Below are 18,258 nucleotides of genomic sequence, written 5' to 3'. Positions count from 1 at the left end.
GCGCCGGTTCGCGCCTGCTGGTGGAGCGCCGCCCGGCCCGCTGACGGAGGCCGGGCGGGGGGGCCCCCCCACCCCCCGCCCCCCCGCCCCCCGCCCCCCCGTGGGGGGGGCCCGGGGCCCGGCCGGTGGCCGGATCACTCTCCGAGCAGGGTGCCCGGCGCGGTGACCTGCACGCCGTCTGAGCCCGGGCGGCTGTGGTGTGCCCCGGAGGCGGGTCAGGGTGTCCCGGGATCCGGGACGTGTGCATTCCGGGTCCCGGGCGGGACGCCTACTGTCCTCCCGAACTGCCCGATACCCGTGTTGGGTGACTCCCTCCCGGCAAACGCCGCTGCGGACGGAAAGGCCATTGTGAAGACTTTCAAGGACATCCTGCTGTGGACGGAAGCGGGTTTCGGAGGCAAGGAGGCGGTCGTCGATCTGGACCGTGGGGTCCGCTGGACGTATGGCGACCTGAACCGGGCTGCCAGGAGCGTGTGCGCTGCGTACGCGGAGGCGGGCGTGTGGCCGGGGGACCGCGTCGGTTGGCTTGCCATGGGTCCGGGGGCCGACATCACCGCCCTGAGTTTCGGGATGCGCAAGATGGGCGTGATCCCCGTGGTGATGAATGGCCGTGCCACTCCCGAGGCGATCGCATGGATGATCGGCAACGTGGGGATGCGCGTCCTGGCGTACACGGCTGAGACCGTCGACCTGCTGGAGCGGGTTCGTGCGATCGGGATACCGAGCGTCCGTCACTTTGTCGCTGTGGACGAGCCGGTGGAGGACGGCCATGACTCGCTGGCGCGGATCTACGCGGAGTACGCCGGTGCTGATGAACCCGAGTTGGAGATCGAGCCCGACGATCCCGCAGTGTTGATCTACACCTCGGGATCGACCGGTCGGCCCAAGCCTGTGGTGCACACGGAGACGAGTTGGGCCGAGACCGCGCGCCTGGGCGCCCACTCGCTGTCGCTCTACCCCGACAGCCGTTTCATGGCGATCATGCCGCCGCATTTCGCGGCCTGGGCCCACATCACCAGCGGAGCGGTGGCCGCGGCCGCCACGCAGGTCTGCGCACGGTTCAGTCCGCCGGCGTTGGCTCGTGCGGTCGCCCAGGGCGTCACGCATCTGGTCCTCAGCCCGACGATGATCCGGATGCTCGGGGAGGAGGCACGCTCCACGCCCGAACTCTTCGCGGACAATGACGTCCGGGTGGCCATGCTCGGAGGGGAGCTGGCGACGGACGAGGTCCTCGCCACGTTGCGTCGGCTCTTTCCGAAGGTCCAGCGGGTGGCCAGCCACGGGGCCACCGAGGCGGTTGCACTGTCCGCCGGCCCGGGGGACCCGCGGATCGAGGAAGGCGGCGCACTGCTGGGGCGGCCGCTGCCCGGCGCGGTGGTGGAGATCCGGAACGAGGAGACCGGTGAGGTCATCACCGAGCCAGGTGTGCCTGGCTGCATGTATGTGCGTGGGCCGATGGTGGCCCAGGGAATCTGGGCCGATCGGGAGGCGACGGCCGCGACGTTCCCGGGAGGCTGGTGGCGTTCCGGGGATGTGGTGGCGCGTGACGGCCAGGGCTATCTGACGATCGCCGGACGGACCGACAACGTGTTCAAGTCCGGTGCGGTCAAGGTGCAGTGCGAGGAAGTCGAGAGCCTGCTCGGGGAGCATCCGGCGGTACTGGAAGCAGTCGTCGTGCCGGTTCCCGACGGAGTGTTCGGGACCGTTGGGCACGCGTACGTACGCCACACCGAAGAGGTGACCGAGGACGAGCTGGTGGCGTGGTGGCGAGGGCGTGACGACGTGCCGCAGTACGCGCGTCCGAGGCACTGGACCCTGCAGGGCAGGCAGGCGTTTCCGATGGTCACCGCCGCCAAGGTTGACCGCAAGGCATTGCGCCGCGAGGCCGAGAAGCTGCATGTCTAGCGCTGGCGCAGAAACCGAACCGATACAGAGGAGTTGTCCGCCGATGCCGCAGCACGTCCTGGCTGTCGATGCTTGGAACGAACAGGTGGATGCCTATGTGGCCGAGTTGAACGCGCGGGTGGGCCTGACCGGGGCGGCGCCCCTGTTCACCGGTTCACCGATGGCGTTCCCGATGGTGCGCACACATATCACTCCTGACCTGTTCTCGCTCTGGGCTCGCACGACAGGTGACACCAACCCCCTGTGGAGCGATGCCGGGTACGCGGCGGCGTCGCCGTGGGGCGGCGTCATCGCGCCACCCGTGGTGGAGGCGTGTCTGGCGGAGAGCGCTTCGCAGCCCGCGCCCGCAGCGATCCCGGGGTGGCTGCTCCTCCAGGGCGGCAGTCTGCGCCGTTATGACGAGCCCTTCCGTCCGGGAGACGTGATCCGGGGGGAGGACGTCTGGCACGGGGTGGAGGAGAAGACCCGGCCCGGCAGACCGTACCGGTTGTTCATCCAGCGGGCCGAGCGGCGTTACATCAACCAGGCAGACCGTGTCGTGGCCTCGCTCATCAGCCGCATCGCCGTCACGGCCGTGCCGCCCGCGGAGGACGGTGAGGTCCCCGGAGGTCCTGATCTCGCCGGCCGCGGCCCACGCCGCTACAGCGCCGAAGAACAGGCGCAGATCCGCCTCGGGTACGAGCAGGAGCTGTCCGGCCGGGCCCGTAGGGGCGCTGAGCCCCGATTCTGGGAGGAGGTCGAGGTCGGTGAGAAGCTGCCGGAACAGCTGAAGGGTCCGTATGACATCAGCGACGCGGTGGCCGCGGCGGGGGCGATGGGGATATGTCCCGCCTTCGCGCCGAAGTGGGAGGAGATCGCGCCCGTAGCCGACGTCACCTCGGTGGACCCGGACACCGGTGCTCCACACCACGGCGTGGACTGGCACTTCGACGCGAGCCTGTCACGCACGCGAGGGTTCCCGGCCCCGCCTGCATTCGGTACGCAGTTGGAGGGCATGCTGACCCATGCCGTCACCAATTGGATGTCCGACCACGGCTTTCTGACGGAGTGTGACTTCCAGTTGCACTCGCCCCTGTTGCAGGGGGAGGTCAGCCGCACCACGGGCACGGTGGTGGGCAAACGACGTGATGGGGAACGTCACTTGGTCGACGTCGAAGTCAGGGGAGAGACCCTGGACCGGCATCCCTACGCGAAGGCCCGGATCACGGTTGATCTCCCCGCTCGTGACGGCTACTCGCCGGCCCGCCCTGCCTCGGCCGATCTGTGAGTCCTGACCCGCGTGCCGGCTGGTGATGCCGGAGGCAAGGCCGCCCGATACCGGCCGAGGCCGGGTGCCGAGAAGCCTGACCGGGAACCGGAGGCCTGTCGCATGGAAGAAGCCGTGTTTCTCCCCGGAACGTCCGGGGAGAAACACGGCAGGGGTGATCGTGATCAGGGGCCTTCCCCCACTGCCGGCAGGACAACGGTCTTGACGCCGGGATGCCGTTCTTGCCCCCATTCCTGCGGCAGGGCATCCAGGGGCACCGTGCGCACCCGGACGGTGATGCGCTCCGCAGCGAGTCCCTTCCACAGCCATTCGAGGGCCGCGCGCTTGTCGGCCAGGGGAGTGCGGTAGCTGGCGAAGGCCGTTATCGTCAGTTGGCCGCTGCGCAGCAGGCCGGCGTTGAGCACGGCTGTTGCCCCGGCGGGGTTGGCAATGTTGACCACGTGCGCTCCGGGTGCGCAGACATGCAGAGCCGCCTGCAACGGGATCCCGTACATGCCGTCGAGGACCAGATCGAACGGCGCTCCCGAAGCGGTGAACCGCTCGCGCAGCTCCGCTTCGGTCTCGGTGCCTGTGACCCGGATGGTCGCGTTGGCGCCGAACTCGCCGGTAAGCGCGAGGGTTTCGGCGTTGCGTCCGACGGCGACGATGGAGTGTGCTCCCATGCTCCGGGCGATCTGGACCGCCACTTGGCCCAGAGTGCCTGTCGCTCCCAGGACGAGTACGCGGTCTCCTTCGTGCAGTCCTCCGGCGCCGACCAGCGCCAGATACGCGGTGGCACCGGAGTTGCCCACAGCGACCGCTTCGACGGGGTCGACCCCTTCTGGCAGGCGCAGCACGTCGGTATCGCGCGCCACCATGAGGTCCGCGAAACATCCGGGTTCGGCGGGGCTGGGGTGGCACTCCGCGTAGACGAGCGTTCCGGGCGTGTGGTGGTCAGAGGCCTCGACGATCCCGGTGCACTCGATGCCGGGCACGTACGGCTGCTCGTGACGCACCGTAGGGACTCTGCCGGAGGCTATTCCGATGTCGAGCGGGTTGAGCGCGGCCGCGAGCACCCTCACCGTGGTGTGGCCGGGTCGCCGCGGGGGGAGCGCGACGTTCCCGATGCGTGGAAGTGAGCCGGCCCGGTCGATGACCGCGGCGCGTGTGTCCTCGGCCGCAGGGGCGTAGGACGTGGGTTGTTCGGCGTGTTGGGGTGATCGATGGGGCACGAGGTATCTCCTGCGCATGGTTGGTTCGGACGGGCCGGGCGGTCGCCTCCTGCGGGACGGGCAGTCGGCGGCCTGGTTCGCGGGAGGCTATGCGGCCGTGTCGCCGACCGCGGTGTGTGTGCCGAAGACACGGGCGTGGTAGGTGAGCGGCGCGGTGCCTACGGCGTCGGCATGAACCACCTCGCCCAGGACGACGATGTGGTCGCCGCCTTCGACGAGGGCGGCGACCTTGCAGGCCAGGAAGCAGGTCGCGCCGTGGAGTCGTGGCAAGCCGTTCTCGGGCGTCCATGGCACGCCGTCGAACTTGGCCGGGCCGCCCTTCTTGGCGAAGGTGAGGGCGGTGGCGGACTGGGAGCTTGACAGGACGTTGAGGCCGAAGGCCTCTGTCTGCCGTACGACGGCCAGCAGTTCGGACGTGCGGTCCAGGGCCACGAGCAGCATGGGTGGGTCCAGGGACAGTGAGGCGAACGCGCTCACCGTGGTGCCGTAGGGAGAGCCGTTGGTGACGGCGGACACCACGGATACCGGGGTGCACACGGATGCCATGGCATTCCTGAACCGCACTTGGACATCGGACAGTTCCTTCTCAGCGTTCATGACGTGGTTCCTCGCGACTGTTCGCTCTGAAGGACGGCCCGGCGCGTCGTGTCGCGAGCCGCTTGCCGTCGTGGGTCTTTGGTCCCGCGGTATGCGGGCCGCAGGCTGGGCGCCCGGCGCTGGAGGGGGCGACCTGGTGAGGGAGCCCGCGGCCGGACGCGACTGAACAGTTGTGCAGCTGAAAGCTAGGCAGACGCGAAGGCGCTGTCAAGGAGTTGCGCACCGATAAAGGCAGCGGGAAATACCCGTGAGTGCCGATCCGGCTCTTGCGCGCGGGCTTTGTCCGGGCCCGCCGCCTGCTGCACCGGCCTTCACGTCACTCACCGCGCGTCCGCCCCTAATGGAAATCCCGGAAACCGGGATTCATGCTGGCCCGTGCTCTGGCAGGTTCGTATCTTTTCCTGGTTGCGGCGCCCCAGGAGGCCGGAGCGGGTGTACGGCAGCCGGCGCAGGCTGCGCTCTTTGCCCGGGCGGAAAGGGAGTTCCGCCGCCCCATGGTGCCGGATTCCCCGAGGCCGGTGGGCAGGAGCGACGTGCGGCAGCTCCTGGGAATCGTGATCGGTCACGGCTGTCGATATCACCTGATGGGAGTGGCTCAATGGAGAGTGCACCAGAGGCGACATTCAATGACCAGAGGCGGATGACACCGTCACGCATGAACGCGGTCATGGTGGCGCTGACGTTCGCGCTGATGGCTTACACGATTCCGGCGAGCATGCTCGCCCCGCTGCTGCCGGCGATTGAGAAGGCTTATCACGTCGGGGCGGTCGCGGCCGTCTGGATCAGTCTGGTGCCGTTGCTGGCAGGTGCGGCGCTGACGCCGTCGCTGAGTCGGCTTGGCGACGTGATGGGCTGGCACAAGCGCATGGCGCTGATCGGACTGGGATGTCTGATACTTGGCGGACTGCTGTCGGTTGCCAGTGACAGCTTGGTGCTCCTGCTGGCCGGCCGGTTCTTCACCGGCGCCGGTGCTGTGGTGTACCCGATGGTGGTGGGGATGGCCAATTCCTCGTTCACGCCGCTTCGGCGCAAGGTCGCAGTCAGCCTGTTCGGGGCCGGACTGATGATCGGCTTCGGGATCGGGGGCGTGCTTGCCGGGTGGTACCTCGAGCATCATGGAGCGTTCCGGAACGTGTTCTGGGGTTCAGTGGTGCTCGGCGTTGCCGGACTCGCCCTGGTGGGGTGGGCCGCGCCGCCGGATCGGCGTCCTGCGGGCTTCGTTCCCCGCGTGTGGTGGCGGGCCGTTGATCCGTGGGGTGCCTTGGGGTTTGCGCTCACGGCGTTCACGCTGGACGTCGCGTTCAGCCAGGGCAGTTCATGGGGCTGGGGATCGTGGCGGGTCGTCGCGCTGATCGTGTCCGCGCTCGTGATCTTTGCCGGCTGGATCATCGTCGAGCGGCGTCTGTCCGATCCGCTGGTCCCGCAGAAGGTCTTCTGGTCGCGCCCGGTCTGGGTGAGCAACGCGTTGCAGCTTCTGGCGGGGTTCGGGTCCTACGGCGCCATCATCGCCGCGTCGACCTATGCTCAACTGCCGAACCTTCCCGGTCTCGGCGGATTTGGCAGCGGGCCCGTGGCGGGGGCGTGGATCGTGGTGCCTGTCGAGTGTCTGGGCGTTGTGGCCGCCCCCGTCACGGCCCTGTTGTCGCGGCGCATGGGCAAAGGGCCCTACCTCGTCATGGGGCCCTTGGTTCAGATGATCGGCCTGCTGCTGGCGGCCGCCTACCATGCCTCCTATGTCCAACTGCTGGGCAGCATGGCGGTAGTGGGCGTCGGAACCGGTATGACCCTGGCGGCGTCCACCCTCGTCTACGCGGAGGACGCACCCGCGGACCAGGTGGGCAGACTGTTCGGGATGGCCACGATCTTCGCCGGTGTCGGCGGATCGCTCGGAGGTGCGATCTTCGGGGCCTACGCGACCGGTGAGACGCTGCCGGGCCTTTCGCTGCCGTCGGCTCGGGCTTTCGAGCACTACTGGCAACTGTGTGCGGGGCTGAGCCTGCTGGCCGCGCTCTGTGCGTGCTTCTACCTGGTGACCTACTGGGACGGGCTGCGCGGCAGGGACAAGGCTGTTGTGGTGAGTGCGGTGCCTGAGCGGTCGGTTTCCGGATCGGCCGGGTGATCGGGGCCGCGTGCCGCGGCCACCCCGGTGCGCGGCACCGTCGTTTCCGGTTTCGCCTGCACTCCCGTACGGAGCAGGGAAGAGAAGTCCCGGAATCCGGGACTGGACGGCGACTTGCCGTCGGGATTTCGCTTGACTTGATCTGGTGTTCATCAACCCGCAGCAAAAGGGGCAATGGAATCTACCGGTTCAATTCCCCTTGGATCAGGAGGACAGTGTGGCCGTGACAATAGCGGATCTGCATGGGCGGATCGGGGACACGGACTCCCACGAGCAGATTCCCTTCCCGCAGTGGCAGAACGTGTTCGGTGATCCCGGTCGGCAACTTCTGGCGTACTACAGGGACGCCTACCGCGGGATGGCCGCCACGCCCGAGGAGGGGGAGGCGATCTTCGACCGGCTCTACAGTGCCTCGCCCGAGGACTCCATGGAGATCACGCCGACTTCGGTGTGGGAGGCAAAGGGGTTCGGCGCGCCCGGCGCCAGCGACATGGACCGCCGGCCCGAGGTCATGGATCTGATGGGCATCCGCTCCCAGCTGATCTTCCCGACCATGGGGCTGTTCGCCTTCCTTGCCGCGCAGGGTGGCGGGATGCTCGGCTTCCGGGAGACCACGGACGCCGAGATGAAGAGCGCCACGGATGCTCTGGCCTCCTACAACGAGTGGGCGAGCGAGTACACGGGCAAGTACCCTGACCGGCTGCGCATCGTCGGCGTCATCGCCTCCGGCAAGCGGGGCGCCACACCGCAGACACTGACCGCTGAGGCCGAGCGGATGATCGCGATGGGAATGAAGGCGATCTCGATCACCAACGGGCTTCCCCCGGGCGGGGTGTCGCCCGCTGACCCGGCGATGGACGCGTTCTACGCGAGGCTGGCCGAGGCCGATGTGCCGCTGGTCTTCCATCCGCCGGCGGAGACCGGCTACCGCAGTTCGGAGGTCTGGGGGAAGGTCAAGGGCGGCCTGCACGACCTGTCCCTGCTGCCCGCGGGTCACCAGGCGGACGAGAACTTCATCGGTGTGATGGTGATGGGGGGCGTGTTCGAGCGCCACCCCCAGCTGCGGGTGGGTGTGATCGAGTCGAACGCCTCCTGGCTGGGCTCACTCGCCGACCGCCTGGACGCCGGCCACGGCACCCTGACCCGGCCGATCCCTTACACCCTCCCGCTCAAGCCGTCCGAGTACCTGGCCCGGCAAGTGCGTGTGTCCGCGCTGTGCCACGAGCCGGTGGAGAAGTACCTCGAGCGCTACCCGCACCTGCAGGACTGTTACTGCTACTCCAGTGACTACCCTCACCCGGAGGGCCAGGAGCACTCGGTCGAGCGGTTCTTCGAGCGTATCGCTCCGCTGGGCGACGACGTGGTCGAGAAGTTCTTCGTCTCCAACAGCAGGCTGCTCCTTCCCTGACCATGCGGCTTCCCGCCGATTCGGTCGCGCACCGCTGTGGCAGATGCGCCGCAGCGCTGTGGTCCGACGCCAAGGAGTGGTGATGCGAGGCAGTCGTTCTCGGGTTCGCCCGGGAACGGCACACGAGGTCCCGGTGACGACGTTCGCCGGGACCTTGGCACTTGCGGAGGCGGCGGGCGGGGGCAGTGCGTGTGGGAGCGGCTGTCCTGGCCGGTTGGCAGGGAAGTCGGGCGGGCCGGCGCGCAGCCTTCGCGGGTCCAGCGGCCGCGGGGCCCGGTGCATGGGCCGCACCCGGCCGGTTGGACCGGCCGGGTGGACGCCGTTGCGTCGGTGGGTCAGAGCGGTCCGTCGAGCAGGTGCGGGGTGCCGGTGGCGCGGCGGACGAGCTCGACGCCGTAGTCGTTGCCGTTCGGGATGCGTACCAGGGTGTGGGTATGGAACTTTTGGGGCTCCTCGTTGGTGAGGAACATGCCGGCGTGGTGGTCGTACTCGATGAGCACGACAGGGCTCTGGACTCGGAAGTAGAAGGGGTCGTCGTCGCCGGTGCCGCCGATCCAGCAGAACCGGGTCTCGTCGAGGTGAGCGCGGACTTCGCTGATCCGGGAGCGCCGTGCCGCTTCCGGCAGGTGGCCGAGGAACCGTGCGACCAACTCCACCAGAGTCTCGCGCTGCCCGGCGATCAGGTCCTTCCCGGCGATCCCCTCGTAGGGGATGACGCGATTGTCCTGGAAGGCGCCGCCCAGGTGGAGCTCGTCGCCGGGGTGGAGCCTGTCGGCGGGCATGGCCGGGTCCCGCTTGTGCTGGTAGAGGACGGCCTGCTCGGCCTGCTCCCGGGTCAGGCTCCGGGCAAGGGCCAGGCCGGCGTTTTCGCGGTCCGCGAAGAGCCGCAGGCCGGCGCGGCTGCCCGCGTCGATCCTGTTCGGCTCGGCTCCGAGGAATACGGGGGCGAGTACCTGCCGGCTGCCGATGAACAGGCAGTTGAGGGCGAGGTGGTGGCCCCAGAGGTTCCATCCCCAGGGTTCGGTGGGGGAGGGCGTGCCGAAGATGTTGATGTTGTAGCTGAACTCGTTCATCAGGCGGGGGAGCTGCGTGAGATCGCCGAGGAAGGCATTGACCGCCATGACGTCGCGTATCTCCTGGTACCCCGTGGGGCTGAGGCTCGCCGCCAGCAGGGCCAGGGCCCGCGCGCGGACCTCCTCGTCCACCTCCTCCAGCCGGAGTCCGAAGCGGTTGAGGTAGATCTCGGGGTTCATCCACGCGCGCCAGACGCGGCTGTCGAGCGGGTGCGAGAGCGTCGTGCGCGCGTCCTCGTCCAGGCAGGCCAGCAGCGCCAGGGCGGCCTCGCCCGCGGTTGCGGCCGGTGCGGCGTCGGCCGGCTCGGGAGGGGTGTACGGGAACACGTCCGTTCGTGGGACGCCGTCGGAGGAGATGCCGGCGAACCGGGTTGTTTCGAACGTGTGCTGCCACTGCGTCAGTACACCGTCGAAGAGCGGGTCGTTGCGCAATTCGGTGACGTACGAGCACGGGTCGCAGTCACGGAACCGTGCCAGTCGCGGATGGTCGAGCGGATAGAGGTGATCGCGGAAATGGGCGGCCATGTCGCCTCCGGGAAACGGGGGGGAACGCAGGACTCCGTCGGCTTGCGGTTGCCTCACGCGGTGTGACCGCTTCCTTGACGCCGCCGAACGGGCGGCCGTAATTTTGCCACACGCCCGCACTGCGGTCCATTGGTCCGCAATGTGGTCCGATTGAGACGGAGGACTGGATGACAAACCCCGCACGGTCCGGCGGGCCCGGAACCCCCTTCCTGCATGAAGTCCGCGTACTCGACGTGACAGGGGCTCTGGCAGGCCCGTACTGCACGACGATCCTCTGCGACCTCGGCGCCCGGGTGACGAAGATCGAACCGGTCTCGGGGGACGCATTGCGTGCCCGGAGGCTGGGGCCGGAACGCAGACCGATACCCTTCGACCTGGTCCACCGCGGCAAGGCGAGCCTGGCGGTCAACCTCAAGAGCGCCGAGGGCGTCGCCCTGGTACGGGCGCTCGCCGCGCGCAGTGACGTCCTGGTGGAGAACTTCCGCGCCGGCGCGATGGAAGAACTCGGTCTGGGCTACGGTGAGTTGAAGGACGACTGTCCGGATCTGGTCTACTGCTCCCTGTCCGGCTTCGGCCAGTTCGGGCCGATGCGGGATGCCAAAGGCATCGATCTGATCGCCCAGGCCTACAGCGGCCTCATGTCGGTGACGGGTTCGACGGACGGGCAGTTGGCCAAAGCGGGCTTCCCCATCTCCGACGTCGGCACCGGGATGTGGGGTGCGATCGGCGTCCTCGCCGCCCTGCTGCGGGCGCGTTCCGGTGGGGGCGGTGCCTACCTGGATATCGCGCTGGCGGACGCCGTGGCCGCCTGGTCGCTCTGGGAGGTCGCCGACTACACGGCCACCGGGGTGGAGCCGGGGCCCCTCGGTACCGCCCACCGGCTGGCCGCCCCCTATCAGGCGTTCACCTGCTCCGACGGGGCGACTCTGGTGATCGGTGCCGTGGATCGGGCCTGGCTGTCCCTGTGCGCGGTCCTCGGCGTCGACCTCGGAGGCGACGCCCGGTTCGCCACCGAGTACGAGCGGTTCGTGCACCGCGAGCATCTGGCCGAGATTCTTCAGGAGCGGTTCGTGGCCGCTCCGCGTGATCACTGGATGGCACTGCTGCGGGAGGCGGGAGTCCCCTGCGGTCCGGTGAACGGCATCGCCGATGTCGTTGCTGACAAGCACTTCGCGGCCCGCGGCCTCTTCGTCCACGACGAGGAGCGCTTCGGCCAGCCCACCATCGTCAACACTCCGATCGTGTCCGACGGTGCCCCACGCGCCTCCGGTCCGGCACCGGCCCTCGGCCGCGACACCACCACTGTGCTCGCCGAACTCGGCTACGACCAGGACACGATCACCGCCATGGCCGACGCCGGGATCGTCGGCGTCCACGCACCCGCCGGAGCGCGGCGATGACCAGAGAGAACGGACGCATGAGCCTGACCCAGCCGGCGAACACCTGGGAACCGCCCGACTGGACCAACGGCCTGGGCCTGGCCCGGACAGCGGTCGGCGGCTCCGCTCTCGCCGTTCTGCGGCGCGACGGAGAGCCCGCCGCGCGCACCGCGCTGGTGGACGGACAGACATTCGAGGACCTGCCGGCCCTCCTGGCAGCGGCAGACGGCGACCCCACGGTCATCCGGGCCGGCGCCTGGGTCGACGTCCCCGACCACCTGCTGCTGACCCCCGTAGGGCGGCCCGGAAAGATCATCTGCATCGGGCAGAACTACCTCGCGCACGTTCACGAAGGCGGACGGACGGCCGGGCCGGCCCACCCCGACCTCTTCCCCAAGTGGCACACATCGCTCGCCGCCCCTTACGCCGACGTGCCGCTGCCCCCGGAGTCCGCCCAGATCGACTACGAGAGTGAGCTGGCGATCGTCATCGGCCGACGCGCCCGCAGAATCGGTTCCGCCGACGCGGAACACTTCGTTTTCGGCTATACCGCCGCCAACGATGTGTCCGTCCGCGACTACCAGTTCCACACCACGCAGCGCGCCGCCGGCAAGGCATGGGACGGGCTCACTCCGGTCGGACCCGTCGTGGTACCCGCGGGCGCGCTGGGCGGGGTCCGCCCCGACCTGGCGATCACCGGCACCCTCGACGGCCGTGTCATGCAGCGAGACCGGACCTCCCGCCTCATCTACGGAGTGCCCGAACTCCTCGCCTACATCACCACGATCATGACGCTCGAGCCCGGTGATCTGATCCTCACCGGGACGCCCGCCGGCGTCGGCTTCGTCCGCGAGCCCAAGGTGCTGCTGGAGCACGGCAGCGAGTTCGCCGTGCGTGTCGATGGCGTCGGGACCCTGCGCAACCACTTTTTCGCCGAGAAGGATGGGTGAGCGGGCGATGTCGATGACCGCACCCGTCGCAGGAGTCAGTACGGCCGTCCGCGACGGTGTCGCCACCGTCGTGATCTCGAACCCGGCCCGCCGCAACGCCCTGTCCGTGTCCATAATGCGGGAACTGGCCTTCGTTATGGGCGAGTTGGACGCCGACACAGGCGTCCGGGCGGTGGTACTGCGAGGCGCGGGCGCCGATGCGTTCGCCTCCGGCGCCGACATCACTGAGTTCGAGCAACAGTGCGCCGACGCCGAGGCCCGCCGCCTGGCCGACGAGGCCGCAGCGGACCTCTTCAGACAGCTCAGCGACGTTTCCGTGCCGCTGATCGCGCAGATCCACGGCTTCTGCCTGGGCGCCGGCGTGGCCGTCGCCCTCTGTGCCGACCTGCGCTTCGCAGACTCGCGAGCCGTCCTCGCCATTCCCGCTGCCCGACTCGGGCTGGGGTACCCGCCGAGCCAGACCGCGGCCCTCGTGCAGACCGTCGGGACGTCCGCTGCGAGCGACCTGCTGTTCACCGGCCGCCGCCTCGACGCCGCGGAGGCGTTGCTCATCGGTCTTGTGGACCGTGTCGTGGAGCCCGGGGACCTTGGAGGGACTGTCGAGGCAACAGCCAGGGCCATCGCTGCCAACGCCCCCCTCTCGGTGCGCGCCGCCAAGGCCGCTGTCCGGGCAGCGCGCACCCTCGCCGAACTCGGCAGCGCGCGTCAGGCGGCCCTGGCCGGAGAACGGGCGGCACAGGCGGTGTCCCGCTGCCGTACCTCGCGGGACCTCCAGGAAGGCACCCGTGCCTTTCTGGAGAAGAGGCCTGCCGTGTTCAGAGGAGAGTGACAGATGCCGAACCCATTCCATTCCCGGAGAGATCCGAGGCAGGGAGCCACTGTGGACACAACCCTGTTGAAGGGGAGGACTGTCCTGATGTCCGGTGGGAGCCGCGGCATTGGCCTGGCCATTCTCGTAGCCGCGGCGCGCGCCGGCGCCAACGTCGTCTTCCTCGCCAAGACCGACGTGCCCGATCCTCGGCTGCCCGGAACGGTGCATACCGCGGTCGCGGCGATCAGGGAGGCTGGTGGCTCGGCCGTCTCCGTTGTCGGAGACGTCCGCGACAGCGCCGACGTCACCAGAGCCGTCGACACCGCCCTGGACCATTTCGGCAGCATCGACATCTGCGTCAACAACGCCAGTGCCATCGATCTGCGTCCCACCGAGGAACTTCCGGTGAAGCGGTTCGCCCTGATGCAGGAAGTCAACGTCCGGGGGACCTACCAACTCACCCGTGCTGCGCTGCCGCATCTGCGCCGCTCGACGCACGCGCACATCCTCACACTGTCGCCGCCGCTCAATCTCTCTCCACGCTGGCTCGGCGCCCACCCCGCCTACACTCTCGCCAAGTACGGCATGACACTTCTCACCTTGGGGTGGGCCGCCGAGTACGCCGAGCGGGGCATCGCAGCCAACTGTCTGTGGCCGCAGACCACCGTAGCGACGGCCGCGGTGGCCAATGTCCTGGGCGGGCAGAGCCTCACAGACCGCTCGCGTTCACCGGACATCATGGCCGACGCCGCGGTGGCCGTGCTCTCCCGCCCGCCCCGCGAGCGGACCGGTGCGACGCTGATCGACGCACCGGTCCTCACCGGCGCGGGTCTGACCGACCTCAGCGGCTACGGTGGCGGCGAGCACCCCGAACTCGACCTGTTCCTGGACTCGTTCGAGCCGTGATCGGCTGAGGGGAGTCCGGGGCTTGCCCGGGTAACGCATCGCTTGTTCCGGAGAGCGCTGCTGCCCCGCTTCGCATCTCGGCGGCATACGTGTGGGGTGGAGTGTGTGAGTGGTTGGGGCCGACGGCGGGACCGCCGTGGACTTGTACCGGTGGAAGGGGGCCGGGCAACCCACGCGTCGGCCTCGCTCTGCGCGGCCCGACGTCCGGGCACTGTACGAGGACATCCTCTGCGCCGGCGTCGCGGCGAGCACCATCACGCTTGATGGCGGGCAGGGGCAGACCGTCGCCGGACGTCCTTTCCCACGCCCGCCTGTTCTGCCGTCCATGGTGGCGTGGCGCGGACCGGGGCATCTCCTGCGTGCCGCAGCCCTGGAACGGATTGCTGGGCGCCCGCACGAAACGAAGGGTGAGCCGGCGCCCAGCCTCGTGTGGGGCGGGTCAGCTCAGTGGGGCCTCGCCGTACGGCGTGACGGTGACCGTGCCGAGCAGGCCGTAGGTCTGCTTGGCGGCCGTATACACGTCAGGGCGGAACTGCTTGAGGCGGTTCATCAGGGTTGTGGCAACGGTGACGACCAGAGTGTGGGCGCCCGCCTTGAGGGCGCCGAGGTCGATCACCGGATCGAGCTGGTTGACGGGGGCCAGCTCCTTGTCGTCCAGGACGACCTTGGCACTACCGGCCCCGAAGGAGCCGAGATCCAGGACTGCGCCGGCCGTGGACTTCCAACTCGACGGGATCGTGAAGGTCGCGGTGTAGGTGCCAATGCCGGAGACGTCGGACAGGCCCTTCAGATTCTGCCAGGAGGTGAGCTCGGAGAGTGTGAAGGTGTGGACCGTCTTGGTGGTGGCATTGGCCGCGGTTCCCTTGGCTCCCGGATTGGCCGGGGACCAGTCCTCGACCTTGAGGGTCCAGTCGTTCAGCTTCAGCGCCGCGGGCAGGGGCGCGATCCTGGCAGTGGTCTTGCGGCCGTTGCTCAGTGTCGCGGTGTAGCTGCCCGCGGACGCGGAACGGGCGACGAGGCCGGAAGGGGTCTGCCGGACTTCGGTTGTCGCAGTGATTGCGTGCAGGCCCGTGCGGTGGCAGCCGAAGGTGCGCTGCGAACTGACCGCGATGACCGCGGCCTCGCCGGCCTTGGCGGAGAACGGGATGGTGATGTGGCCCCTGACCCGGTCGTCGAACGCGCCCAGCGGCGTGACCTCACCGGTCCACGGGTTGATGCGGTACGGCGTGCCCTCGGCCTCCAGCGTCACCGAGCCGGACACCGCCGCGGACGAGCTGTTCAGCAGGAAGTAGTAGGTCGTGGCCCCGTCCTGGCGGCGGGCGTGCAGCAGTCCCTTGATGCCCCTGGGAACGCCGGCTGCCTGAACTCCCAGCTTGGCCAGGGCGACCGGCACGTCGGCGACGGCGGCCGCCGTGGCGACACGTCTGTGCGTCTTGAGTTCTTTCAGGACGGAGGAGAGCGCCTTGTCCGCTGCAGCGGCGCCGGACAGACCGGTGGTTCGGGTGGGGAGGGCACCGACCAGGACAACGGGGAGGCCCGCCTGTGCAAACGCAAGGATCTTCCTGGCGCTGGACAGGAGGATGCTGGAGAGCTCCGGCACGATGAGTGCCTTGTAGGCCGGGCCGTCGGCTGCCAGTCGGCCGCCCTTCACCTTGGTGGCGGACAGGCCGAGGAGACCCCAGCTCAGCAGCTGGTAGGAGAAGCCGGCATCGGAGACCGAGCCGTCGTCGAAAGTGGTATCGGCAGAGTCGAACTCCTCGTGGTAGACGGCGAGATCTGCCTTGCTGGTGCCGAACTGGAGAATCGTCTGCACGCGTGCCATATAGCCGGATGCGCCGCCGATGACTTGCCACTGCGGCTGACGGGGACCCCACGCCTCGGCGAAGTTGATGGGCACGCCCATCGGTGCCCACGGGTAGAAGCCGGGCCACTGGCCGCCGGGTGAAGAGGCGTAGGGGAAGCCGTGGACACGCACCTGGTTGACACCCAGCGCGTAGCCTGGGTTGGCAGTGGTGATGAGGTCGGCGAGGGTGAGTCGATAGGCACCGTTCATGTTGGCGCCCATCTCGCTGGAGAGGATCGTACTGGGGCGGCCGATGTCGCGGCCCGCAGCGACCAGGCGGAAGGAGTCCGGCGTGTTCCCGAAGGCGAGCGATTCGCCCTCCGGGACGCCGGTCCGGGCCGAGGACAGCGCGGTGTCGAGCGGTGCGCCGTACGCCTGGTTGCGGAAGCTCATGTTGAGTCTGCTGGCCCAGTCGTCGAGGAGGGTGACGTGGTTCTCGACGAACAGGTCGCTCAGGGTCTGGTCGTAGTCCCAGCGGACCCGCTTGGGGGTGTCGCCGGAGAAGGTGAACGCGGCCTCGGCAGCACCGTGCACCAGGAAGAGGTAGGGCTTCAACGAGTAGCCGCGCCGCTTGGAGAACTCCGCGAGCATGTTCGGGGTCCAGTTGACCTCGACGTCAAATTCCAGTGAGTCCTCGAAGAAGTCGCCGCCGACCTGGCACAGCAGCTTGCGCATCTCAAAGGTGAGAAGTTTGGTGTCCCACCAACTGGTGATGGCGCGGCCGCCCTTGGCTCCGAAGTGGTCCACCACGTAGGCCTGAGGGTCGGTGAAGGAGTAGTAGTAGCCCTGGTAGTAGACCTGCTTCTCGATCATGGCGGTACCGCGCGAGTAGCTGACGATCACCACCCACTGGCCGCCCGCGGGGGCGGTCCACGTCAGCTTGTCACCGTTCACCCTGGCGGTGATGTCGGTGACGGTCGGCTCCTCCAGGACCAGAGGGGAAGCCGTGCTGGAGCCGGAGATCCTGGCGGCGTGGACAGCGTGGACGATGTTGGTGACGGTGACCGCGGGCAGGCCGTCCTTGACGCCGCTCGGTTGCTGGTGCGGGGAGGGCAGGACGGCGTCGAAAGTGGTTCCGCCGTCGATGACGGCTTGGCCGTACGTCAGTTCCTTCATCGCCGCATCGTCGTCGGGCAGAACACCCGGTGCGACGGCCGGCCAGTACGGTCCGATGGTGAGGTCGACCTGCATGCCGTGGCGGGCTGCCGTGCGCAGTGCCGCGGTGACACCGTCCTTCCAGGAGGGGGTGCCAAATCCGTACTGCTGTACGGGCATGGCCTGCATCTCACTGTTGCGGACGTCACCGATCTCGAATCCTCCGAAGCCGGCCGCGGCCATGGCTTCGACCTCCTTGGTGACCTCGGCCGGCGTGATGCCACCGCCCGGCCACCAGTAGCGGAAGTTGGGTCGCCGGCGGACAGAGTCTGTCGGGAAGGTTCCGGTCACCGAGCCGACTGTCGAGGTGGCACGGTCCGTGGCCGCGGATGCGCTTGCTGAGAACGAGAGCGGAGCAGCGGCCGCGGCGGTGAGTGCGGCGCCGGCCGCGAGAACGGTTCTTCTGGACGCAGGGGAGGAGGAAGTAGCCATGCGTAACTCCTTTGTGTACGCGAGGTGGAAGGGTGCGGAAGGAGCGGCGGGGCAGGACGGTCTGGATCCGGGAGGTCCTGATGGCGCCGCTCCGTGTTCGTGGTCCGGGTGGGTGGATGCGGCCTCGGGGTGGGTGTCCGCAGGGGGCGGCGGCCGTGCGGACGTGGCGGACGGGCCGTGCATGCCAACGGTCTGTCGAGGCAGTCCGGGGTCACGGTTCTTGGATCCTCGGTGCCTCGGTGCCTCGGAGCTCGGGGGCTCCCTCGAGCGGGGTGTGCTGGCCGAGACATGGGACGGCGTGAAGGGTCCGGATACCGGTCGGCCTTGCTTCCCGTGGAAGCGGGGGCAGCCGGCTGGTGGATAAGAGCCGGGCCGTAAGCGTGCAGAGCAGGGCTGGGTCCCGCTGATGACGTCGCCCAGTGGGGGCGTCGGACGGGCGTTGCCGAGTGCTTGCCGTGCGCGGCAGGCGTTTCGGCCCGGATGGGCTAGAAGTCGTACTGGTCGATGTTGTCGGCGTCGAACACGGTCGGCTTGCCGAGGCTGATCACGCCGTCCTCGCCGATCGTGTACTCGCCCATGTCACCGGCGGTGAAGGTCTCGCCCTCCTGGCCGGTGATCTGGCCGGACACCAGCGCGACGGCGGTCCGCGCGGCCAGTTCGCCGAGCTTGGCCGGGTC

Annotated in this window: 12 protein-coding genes and 1 pseudogene; 8 read left to right on the top strand and 5 right to left on the bottom strand. The window is 68.8% G+C overall.

Annotated features, from left to right (window positions below):
- Nucleotides 1-348: 348 nt before the first annotated feature.
- Complete coding sequence (locus AB0E07_RS39355; RefSeq protein WP_362263168.1) at nt 349-1,905, top strand: class I adenylate-forming enzyme family protein; 1,557 nt, start codon at nt 349-351, stop codon at nt 1,903-1,905.
- Nucleotides 1,906-1,948: 43 nt separating this feature from the next.
- A complete protein-coding gene (locus AB0E07_RS39350; RefSeq protein ID WP_362263165.1) occupies nt 1,949-3,172 on the top strand; it encodes a MaoC family dehydratase N-terminal domain-containing protein in 1,224 nt (407 codons plus the stop codon).
- A 164-nt stretch (nt 3,173-3,336) separates the two neighbouring features.
- On the opposite strand, the gene AB0E07_RS39345 is transcribed toward AB0E07_RS39350, so the two are convergent.
- The gene (locus tag AB0E07_RS39345; RefSeq protein ID WP_362263163.1) at nt 3,337-4,167 is read right to left on the bottom strand and encodes a zinc-binding alcohol dehydrogenase family protein; all 831 of its coding nucleotides are present in this window, start codon (nt 4,165-4,167) and stop codon (nt 3,337-3,339) included.
- Nucleotides 4,168-4,470: 303 nt separating this feature from the next.
- Nucleotides 4,471-4,980: a flavin reductase family protein gene (locus tag AB0E07_RS39340; RefSeq protein ID WP_362263160.1), complete on the bottom strand. Its 510-nt coding sequence runs from the start codon at nt 4,978-4,980 to the stop codon at nt 4,471-4,473.
- A 655-nt stretch (nt 4,981-5,635) separates the two neighbouring features.
- On the opposite strand from AB0E07_RS39340, the gene AB0E07_RS39335 reads away from it, so the two are divergent.
- Together AB0E07_RS39335 and AB0E07_RS39330 are read left to right on the top strand one after the other, a co-directional pair.
- The gene (locus tag AB0E07_RS39335; RefSeq protein ID WP_362263157.1) at nt 5,636-7,099 is read left to right on the top strand and encodes an MFS transporter; all 1,464 of its coding nucleotides are present in this window, start codon (nt 5,636-5,638) and stop codon (nt 7,097-7,099) included.
- Between the two features lie 217 nt (nt 7,100-7,316).
- Nucleotides 7,317-8,507, top strand: a complete 1,191-nt coding sequence (locus tag AB0E07_RS39330) for an amidohydrolase family protein (protein WP_362263155.1) — start codon at nt 7,317-7,319, stop codon at nt 8,505-8,507.
- 335 nt (nt 8,508-8,842) lie between these two features.
- On the opposite strand, the gene AB0E07_RS39325 is transcribed toward AB0E07_RS39330, so the two are convergent.
- Nucleotides 8,843-10,105 (bottom strand): DUF3500 domain-containing protein, encoded by a 1,263-nt coding sequence (locus AB0E07_RS39325; RefSeq protein ID WP_362263152.1) that lies wholly within the window; start codon nt 10,103-10,105, stop codon nt 8,843-8,845.
- A gap of 167 nt (nt 10,106-10,272) precedes the next feature.
- Here AB0E07_RS39325 and AB0E07_RS39320 point away from each other — a divergent pair, with 167 nt between their 5' ends.
- The 4 genes from AB0E07_RS39320 to AB0E07_RS39305 are packed head-to-tail and all read left to right on the top strand — an operon-like array spanning nt 10,273 to nt 14,151.
- On the top strand, nt 10,273-11,505 hold the full coding sequence (locus AB0E07_RS39320; protein WP_362263150.1) for a CaiB/BaiF CoA-transferase family protein: 1,233 nt from the start codon (nt 10,273-10,275) through the stop codon (nt 11,503-11,505).
- Complete coding sequence (locus AB0E07_RS39315; protein WP_362263147.1) at nt 11,502-12,434, top strand: fumarylacetoacetate hydrolase family protein; 933 nt, start codon at nt 11,502-11,504, stop codon at nt 12,432-12,434. The genes AB0E07_RS39320 and AB0E07_RS39315 overlap by 4 nt, the downstream gene beginning before the upstream one ends.
- A 13-nt stretch (nt 12,435-12,447) precedes the next feature.
- A complete protein-coding gene (locus AB0E07_RS39310; protein WP_362263144.1) occupies nt 12,448-13,263 on the top strand; it encodes an enoyl-CoA hydratase-related protein in 816 nt (271 codons plus the stop codon).
- Nucleotides 13,264-13,266: 3 nt separating this feature from the next.
- Nucleotides 13,267-14,151, top strand: coding sequence for an NAD(P)-dependent oxidoreductase (locus AB0E07_RS39305; RefSeq protein ID WP_362263141.1), 885 nt, complete (start codon nt 13,267-13,269; stop codon nt 14,149-14,151).
- A 439-nt stretch (nt 14,152-14,590) separates the two neighbouring features.
- Here the strand turns inward: AB0E07_RS39305 and AB0E07_RS39300 are convergent, their stop codons facing one another.
- A complete protein-coding gene (locus AB0E07_RS39300) occupies nt 14,591-17,440 on the bottom strand; it encodes a glycosyl hydrolase (RefSeq protein ID WP_362263139.1) in 2,850 nt (949 codons plus the stop codon).
- Nucleotides 17,441-18,066: 626 nt separating this feature from the next.
- A pseudogene (locus AB0E07_RS39295) lies at nt 18,067-18,258 on the bottom strand (rhamnose ABC transporter substrate-binding protein); the annotation flags it as partial.

It is taken from the genome of Streptomyces sp. NPDC048002 (assembly GCF_040653275.1).
In the GTDB taxonomy this organism is placed as follows: Bacteria; Actinomycetota; Actinomycetes; order Streptomycetales; family Streptomycetaceae; genus Streptomyces.
This window is presented reverse-complemented; position numbering and strand designations above follow the sequence as displayed.

Coding starts and splice junctions, on each gene's coding strand:
- AB0E07_RS39335 (WP_362263157.1), top strand. CDS start 5,636: ATGAACGCGGTCATGGTGGCGCTGACGTTCGCGCTGATGGCTTACACG.
- AB0E07_RS39340 (WP_362263160.1), bottom strand. CDS start 4,980: ATGAACGCTGAGAAGGAACTGTCCGATGTCCAAGTGCGGTTCAGGAAT.
- AB0E07_RS39325 (WP_362263152.1), bottom strand. CDS start 10,105: ATGGCCGCCCATTTCCGCGATCACCTCTATCCGCTCGACCATCCGCGA.
- AB0E07_RS39305 (WP_362263141.1), top strand. CDS start 13,267: ATGCCGAACCCATTCCATTCCCGGAGAGATCCGAGGCAGGGAGCCACT.
- AB0E07_RS39320 (WP_362263150.1), top strand. CDS start 10,273: ATGACAAACCCCGCACGGTCCGGCGGGCCCGGAACCCCCTTCCTGCAT.
- AB0E07_RS39315 (WP_362263147.1), top strand. CDS start 11,502: ATGACCAGAGAGAACGGACGCATGAGCCTGACCCAGCCGGCGAACACC.
- AB0E07_RS39350 (WP_362263165.1), top strand. CDS start 1,949: ATGCCGCAGCACGTCCTGGCTGTCGATGCTTGGAACGAACAGGTGGAT.
- AB0E07_RS39310 (WP_362263144.1), top strand. CDS start 12,448: ATGACCGCACCCGTCGCAGGAGTCAGTACGGCCGTCCGCGACGGTGTC.